Origin of the sequence: Saccharomonospora sp. NPDC046836 (assembly GCF_040645195.1) — a bacterium.
In the GTDB taxonomy this organism is placed as follows: domain Bacteria; phylum Actinomycetota; class Actinomycetes; order Mycobacteriales; family Pseudonocardiaceae; genus Prauserella_A.
In genome coordinates, this window is sequence record NZ_JBEYXW010000086.1 from 1 (window position 1) to 7,505 (window position 7,505).

Genomic DNA, 7,505 nt, shown 5'->3' on the forward strand with positions numbered 1-7,505 from the left:
TACGGGGAGCGGCCGTCGACTGGAGTGCGGTCACCGGCGTCCCGGACACCCCGCTGGACCTGCCCACCTACGCCTTCCAACGCCGACGCTACTGGCTGGACGCGCCGGTCTCCCACGCCCCCGGCACGGCCGAGGCCGATCCCGTCGACGGACGGTTCTGGAGCGCCGTGGAGCAGGAGGACCTGGCAGGCCTCGCGGCCTCGCTCGACGTGCGGGGCACGGCAGACCCGGACTCCCTGGGAACCGTGCTGTCCGTCCTGTCTCCCTGGCGTCGCGAGCGACGCAAGCAGGCGGCCGTCGATGCCTGCCGTTACCAGTTCGTCTGGCGGCCACTGACCGGCCCGTCCCGGGCGCGCCTGTCAGGCATGTGGCTCGTAGTCGCGCCACAGGAGCGTACGGCCGCCCACCAGCAACTCGTCGGACAACTGCGGGACGCTCTCGCGGCCGGCGGGGCCGAGGCCGTCGTACTCGATGTGTCCACGGAGGACGTCCACGACGAGCGTCTGGGACTGCGGATCGCGCAGGCGCTGAAGCAGGACCACGCTGCGGACCGGTCCCTGGCCGGGGTGCTGTCCCTGATCACTGCGGATTCCGGCGGCGGCGAGCCGGCGACCGCACTGGCCCTCGCGCTGCCACGCGCCCTCCACGCCCGGTCCCTCGACGTTCCGCTCTGGTACGTCACCCGCGGCGCGCTGTCCGTGCGGCGTGCCGACCGTGTCCAGGACGACGCGCAGGCGGCCATGCTGGCGCAGGTCCGCTCCGCGCGCCACGAGGGCCGCGCCCCTTGGGGCGCCATCGATCTGCCGGAGGTCGTCGACGAACGTACCCTGCGCAGGATCTGCGGGGCCGTGTCGGGCGGCCACGCCACGGGCAGCGAGATCGCCCTGCGCGCCTCGGGAGTGTTCGCCCGGCGCCTGGTGCGATGCCCCACGAGCGACCGGACCGAGAACGCCGCCGCGGGATCGCGGTGGAACGGCGGTACGACGGTCGTCGCCACGTCGGGCCCACTGCCGGATCCGCAGATCGTGCGCTGGATCGTCGAAGCGGGCGCCGGGCGGATCGTCCTGGCCGGGCCCGGCCTCGGGACGCCGGGCGACGGGACCGCCGAACTCCGTGCGGAGCTGCGAACCGGCTCCCCGGAGGTCGAGTTGGCCGTCCGGCCGGTCGAACTCGGCGAGCCCGAGGCCACCGCCCGGCTCATGGACGACGCGGCCGGCTCGGAACGTCACCCGCTGCGGGCCGTGGTGTACGTGGCCGCCGACGGGGCGACATCACCCGAGGCCATCCGGCGGGAGGCCTTCCACCTCCACGTGTGCACGAAGGACCGCGCGCTCGACGACTTCGTTCTCCTCTCCTGCGCCGAGGGAGCCCTTGGACGCACCGGGCACACCGCCCAGGCCGTCACTCACGCCCTCCTGTCGGTACTGGTCGGGCAGCGTGCCCAGAGCGGGCTGCCCGCCCTGTCGCTCGCCTGGACCCCGCGGACGGAGTCCGCCCGGCTGCCGGAGGGCGTCCAGGCCGAGGCCGTGCGGCAGGCTGTGGCCGGCCGGCAGCCGGGAGCGCACCTGCTCGTCGGGGAATTCGGCGGGACGACGCACGGCGCGGCGCTGCCCGCCGCCCTCTTCACGGAACCGGACACGCAGACCGACGGCGGTGCGCGGCCCGACGAGGCCGCAAGGAGCCGGCGTACGGACATGGGCCTGCCGGTGGGCGAGGAGACACAGGCGCGGGACACGGCGCCGTGGGTCCGCCGGCTGCGCGGGCAGAGCGAGGCCGAGCAGCGGCGTCTGCTGCGTGCTCTGGTGCGAGAACAGGCCGCCGCCGTCCTGAAGTTCGAGGATGCCGACGAGGTCGAGGCCGCGCGCCGATTCCAGGAGGCGGGCATGGAGTCCGTACACGCCCTGGAACTGCGCAACCGCATCAGCACGGCGACCGGGCTCCGGCTGCCCGCCACAGCTGTGTTCGATCACCCCACTCCGGCCGCGTTCGCGGATTTCCTGCGGGCCGAACTGATGACGGACGCGGCCGACGGGACGGAGGCGTCCGCACCGGCGCCGTCCGCACCGGACGGTTCAGCCGCAGAACCGCTGGCGATCGTCGGCATGAGCTGCCGCTTCCCCGGGGACGTGCGCTCCGCCGACGACCTGTGGCGGCTGGTCGCCGACGGGCGGGACGTGATCGGCGATTTCCCGGCGGACCGTGGCTGGAACCTGGACACCCTGTTCGACCAGGACCAGGACCAGGACCATGGGCGGACGGGAACGAGCTTCACCCGGCAGGGCGGATTCCTGCGGGACGCGGCGGAGTTCGACGCGGCGTTCTTCGGGATCTCGGGCGCCGAGGCGCTGGCGATGGACCCCCAGCAGCGGTTGCTGCTCGAGAGCTCCTGGGAGGCGCTGGAGCGGGCGGGCATCGATCCGCACTCGCTGCAGAGCACACCGACCGGAGTCTTCGCGGGCGCCATGGCGCAGGACTACGCGCCGCGGCTGTCCGCCCTGCCGCAGGAGCTCGAGGGACGGATCCTGACCGGCAACGCCACGAGCGTGGTGTCCGGCCGGATCGCCTACACCCTCGGGCTCGAAGGCCCCGCCGTGACCGTCGACACGGCGTGCTCGTCGTCGCTGGTGGCTCTGCACCTGGCGGCGCAGGCGCTGCGCAGCGGCGAGTGCTCGCTGGCGCTGGCGGGCGGCGTCACGGTGATGGCGAGCCCTCTCGCGTTCGTGGAGTTCAGCCGTCAGCGCGGTCTCGCGCCGGACGGCCGCTGCAAGGCGTTCTCGGCCGACGCGGACGGCACGGGCTGGGCCGAGGGCGCCGGAATCGTCGTGCTCGAACGCCTGTCGGAGGCCCGCCGCAACGGCCATCCGGTGCTGGCCGTACTGCGCGGCTCGGCGACCAATCAGGACGGCGCAAGCAACGGGCTGACCGCCCCCAACGGCACCGCCCAGGAACGGGTGATCCGACAGGCACTCGTCAACGCCGACCTGACGGCCGCCGACGTCGACGCGGTGGAGGCGCACGGAACGGGCACCACGCTCGGTGATCCGATCGAGGCGCAGGCCCTGCTGGCCACCTACGGCCAGGGCAGGCCAGAGGACCGGCCGCTCTGGCTCGGCTCCCTCAAGTCCAACGTCGGTCACGCGCAGGCGGCCTCCGGCATCGGTGGCGTGATCAAGATGGTGATGGCCCTGCGGCACTCCCTGCTGCCCAGGACGCTGCACGCCGCCGAGCGCTCCCCCCATGTCGACTGGACGACCGGCTCCGTGGAACTGCTGACCGAGTCCCGCGAGTGGCCCGCCACCGGCGGCAGACCGCGGCGAGCCGCCGTGTCCTCGTTCGGCATGAGCGGCACCAACGCCCACGTCATCCTCGAAGAGGCACCCGTGGACGCCCCCGACGAGACCGCTGCCACGGACGGCGTCGACGCCCAGGCAGGAGGGGCCGCGCTGCCCGTCATGCTCTCGGCGAAGTCCCCGGCGGCGCTGCGCGCCCAGGCCGCCGCCCTGTGGACCCACCTCGACTCAGGACCGCCGCTCGCCACCCGCGACGTCGCCCACTCGCTCGCCGTCACGCGCGCCGCGCTCGACCACCGCGCGGTGCTGTCGGCCGGGGACGGCGAGGGGATACGGGACGCCCTGGCCGCCGTCGCCGCAGGAAACGCCTCGCCCGGCATCACGTACGGGATCGCCGACGCCGAGCGCAGGACCGCCTTCCTGTTCACCGGGCAGGGCAGCCAGCGGCCGGGCATGGGACGGCGGCTGCACGGGGCGTACCCGGTCTTCGCCGGCCAACTCGACACGGTGTGCGCGCACTTCGACCTGCACACCGAAACCCCTCTGCGGGACGTCCTGTTCGCCGGACCGGGCACCGCACAAGCCCTGCTCCTGGACCGCACGGAGTACACCCAGCCCGCCCTGTTCGCCTTCGAGGTCGCGATGTTCCGGCTCCTGGAGAGCTGGGGCGTCACACCGGACTTCCTGCTCGGGCACTCGATCGGGGAACTGGCCGCGGCCCACGTCTCCGGAGTGCTCTCGCTCCCCGACGCCTGCACACTGGTGGCCGAGCGCGGCAGGCTGATGCAGGAACTTCCCGCGGGCGGCGCGATGGCGGCGGTCCAGGCATCCGAGGAGGAGATCACCTCTCTGACCGCCGACCGGGAGAGCCGGGTCGCCGTAGCCGCTGTGAACGGGCCGCGTTCCGTCGTCGTCTCGGGTGACGAGGACGTGGTCCTGGAGATCGCAGGCCACTGGGCGGCGCGAGGACGCAAGACCAAGCGGCTGCCCGTCGGCCACGCCTTCCACTCGCCGCACATGGACGGGATGCTGGCTCGCTTCCGCTCGCTGGCCCGGACTCTGACCTACCGGGCTCCGCGGATCCCGCTGGTGTCGAACCTGACCGGTGAGGTGGTGGCCGCCGAGGAGATCGCCACGGCCGAGTACTGGGTGCGCCACGTCCGGGAGGCGGTGCGCTTCCATGACGGCGTGGGAAAGTTGGCCGCCCTCGGCGTGAACACGTTCGTCGAGGTGGGCCCCGGCGGTGCGCTGGCGGCGCTGGCCCAGGACTGCCTCGACGAACGAGACGGACGGCAGGACCAGGACGAACGGCCGTCGGCCCGGACGGAGCCGACCGCTGTGATCACCGCTGCCGCGCACTCCGCCAGGCCCGAGGACGGCGCCGTGCTCGACGCCCTGGCCACCCTGCACGTCCACGGTGCGGGACCGGACTGGCGCGCGGTCTCCGCCGGAACCGGCGCCCGGACCGTCGACCTGCCCACCTACGCCTTCCAGCGGCAGCGGTACTGGCTGGAAGGCAACCAGACGGCCGCCCCGCCGGCCGGCGCGGCACACGCATCCACCGAACGCCGCGGCACGCAGGGCATGCGCTACGCCGAGCGATGGCGCCCGTGGACGGCCCTGGGACTGCCGGTCCTGCGAGGACACTGGATCATCGCCGTTCCGGCGGGCCAGGCGGACAGCGCGCTCGCGCACGCCTGCCTCACGGGTCTGCGCAGCCGCGGCGCCGACGTCCACCCCCTCCTCGTCGATCCGAAAACGGCGGACCGGTCCACCATCGCCGAGCGGCTTCGCCGGACGGCGGCCGAGATCGCGGCCGCCGGCGGCGGCACGGCGAGCGGCGTCCTCTCCCTCCTGCCCGTACCCGGCACAGCCCCGGACGCTGAGGGAGAGGCGGGCGCGGACACCGAGACCGCGTGGAGCTGCGCCGGGCCCCCGTCCGGCCTCAGCATGACGCTGGCACTCGCACAGGCTCTGGGGGACGCGGGCGTCGAGGCACCGGTGTGGAACGTGACGCGCGGGGCGGTCTCCACAGCCGACACGGCGAACGGCTGCGACGACCGCACGGTGCAACCCGCGCAGGCCGCCGTGTGGGGGCTCGGCCGGGTGGTGGCCGTCGAACACCCCGAACGCTGGGGCGGACTCGTCGACATCCCCGCGGACACCGCGACCCCCGCGTGGGGCACCCCGCAGGACACCGACCTCCTGTGCTCCGTCCTCGCGGACGACACCGGAGAGGACCAGATCGCGCTACGCCCCGGCGGCGCCTTCGTACGGCGGCTGGCCCGGACCGCGCCGGACCACGCCCCGGGACCGGACGGCACCGCGGGCGCGAGCTCCTGGCAGCCGCGGGGGACGGTGCTCGTCACCGGCGGAACCGGCGCGCTCGGCGCCCATGTCGCCCGCTGGCTGGCGGCGGCGGGAGCCGAGCACCTCGTCCTGGCCGGCCGCCGCGGGGAGCGGGCCGCCGGCGCCGGCCGGCTGCGGGAGGAGCTGGAAGCCGCCGGCGCCGCGGTGACCATCGCGACATGCGACGTCTCCGACCGCACCGCGGTGCAGCGCCTGCTGGCGACGCTGCCGGGCGGGCCACCGCTGACCGCGGTCGTCCACACCGCGGGAGTCGTGGACGACGGCGTCGTCGACGCGCTGACTCCCGAGCGCCTCGCGACCGTTCTGCGGCCCAAGGCGGACGCCGCCGTTCACCTGCACGAACTCACCCGGGACAGCAACCTGGAGGCGTTCATCATGTTCTCCTCGGTCGCCGGGGCCGTGGGCAACCCGGGCCAGGCCAACTACGCCGCCGCCAACGCCGTTCTCGACGCCCTCGCCCAGCGCCGCCGGGCCCAGGGTCTCGCGGCCACGTCGATCGCCTGGGGCCCGTGGGCCGGAGCCGGCATGGCGGAAGGCGAGATCGCCGACGGGCTCGCCCGGCGCGGCGTGAGCGCCATGCCCGCCGACACCGCCCTGGCCGGATTCGCGGCGGCGGCGGCCAGTGAGGACGCCGGGTTCGTGTACGCCGACGTCGACTGGGACCGGTTCCTCGGACAGGAGACGGCGGAGTGGCACAAGCCGCTGTTCGGCGAGGTCACGTCCGCTCGCACCGCGGGGCCGCAAGCCGCGGAGCCCGCGGCTGAGTCACCCCTGGACGCAGCCGCGACAGCGCTGCGCCGCCGGCTGCTCGCGGTCCCCGCCGCCGAACGGGAGCGCATCCTGCTGGACCTGGTCCGCAAGGAGACCGCTGCCGCGCTGGGCCGTCAGGGTCTGGACCAAGTACGCCCGACCGGCGGCTTCCTGGACATCGGGGTCGACTCGCTGACCGCCGTGCGACTGCGCAACCGTATGCGTGCGCTGACCGGACTGAGCCTGTCCGCGACTCTGCTCTTCGACCACCCGACTCCCGTGGCCCTGGCCCGCCACCTCGACACCGCCCTGGACGCCGAGGAAACCGCCCACCCCGAGGGCGGGACAGGGCCCGCGGCCGATGCGCTGCTCGCCCAAGTGGGCAGCCTGGAGCAGGTGCTGAGGTCCGCCGCACCCGGACCGAAGGTGCGGGAACAGATCACCGAACGCCTTCAGGCGCTCATCGCGCACTGGCGTGCCACCGGTGCCGAGACCGTCGCGACGGGCGGGGGAACCGACCTGGACGGCGCGTCCGACGACGAACTCTTCGGGCTCATCGGCAAGGAATTCGGCATCTCCTGATCCACCCTCACATTCGCCCTATCGCGGAGGAACCGCATCATGAGCGACGAGAAACTCCGTTACTACCTCAAGCGAGTGACAGAGGAACTGCGCGAAACGAAAGACCGGTTGCAGCAGATCGAGCAGCAGCACAGCGAGCCGATCGCGATCGTGGGAATGGGCTGCCGCTTTCCGGGGGGCGTGGAGTCTCCGGAAGCGTTGTGGGATGTGGTCTCGGGTGGTGTGGACGTGATCGATGACTTCCCGGGGGATCGCGGCTGGGACCTGGCCGGATTGTTCGACGGAGATCCGGACCGGGTGGGAACGAGTTATGCGCGCGCGGGTGGGTTTTTGGATGATGTGGCGGGTTTTGATGCGGCGTTCTTCGGTGTTTCGCCGCGTGAGGCGTTGGTGATGGATCCGCAGCAGCGGTTGTTGCTGGAGGTGTCGTGGGAGGCGTTGGAGCGTTCGGGTGTTGATCCGCGGTCGTTGAAGGGGGCTGCGGGCGGGGTGTTCGTGGGGACGAACGGGCAG

Annotated in this window: 2 protein-coding genes; both read left to right on the forward strand. The window is 73.4% G+C overall.

The window, feature by feature from the left end; genetic code table 11:
- On the forward strand, positions 1-6,992 hold a 6,992-nt coding region (locus ABZ863_RS34890; protein ID WP_358543988.1), incomplete at its 5' end, for an SDR family NAD(P)-dependent oxidoreductase.
- Between the two features lie 39 nt (positions 6,993-7,031).
- Positions 7,032-7,505 (forward strand): beta-ketoacyl synthase N-terminal-like domain-containing protein (locus ABZ863_RS34895; RefSeq protein ID WP_358281998.1); only part of this gene is annotated, 474 nt, incomplete at its 3' end.